Genomic DNA, 280 nt, shown 5'->3' with positions numbered 1-280 from the left:
TTAATATACTGTGCGTATGCGGATAATCGAAGCACGATGCAACTAAGAATAGGGTGATTTTTAACATGAAGAGAATTGCTATTTTTCATCCTGTAGATGACAGCTACGGGGCCAGCAAGATTTTAGCTTATGTGATAGATTTTTTATCAGAACAATATATTTGTGATGTCTACATTCCAAAAAATAATAAAGTCATAGAAGGAATGTTAATAAATGAAGAAAATATAAACTTTCATGAATTGCCTTCACTTCCAGTCATACATCGTGGTATGTATAACAT

Annotated in this window: 1 pseudogene; it reads left to right on the top strand. The window is 32.1% G+C overall.

The features are described 5' to 3' along the window. Positions 1 to 65: 65 nt before the first annotated feature. Positions 66 to 280, top strand: a pseudogene (locus tag IM265_RS21910) (glycosyl transferase group 1); the annotation flags it as partial.

Origin of the sequence: Enterobacter cloacae complex sp. P17RS (assembly GCF_014895885.1) — a bacterium.
In the GTDB taxonomy this organism is placed as follows: Bacteria; Pseudomonadota; Gammaproteobacteria; order Enterobacterales; family Enterobacteriaceae; genus Enterobacter; species Enterobacter bugandensis.
This window is presented reverse-complemented; position numbering and strand designations above follow the sequence as displayed.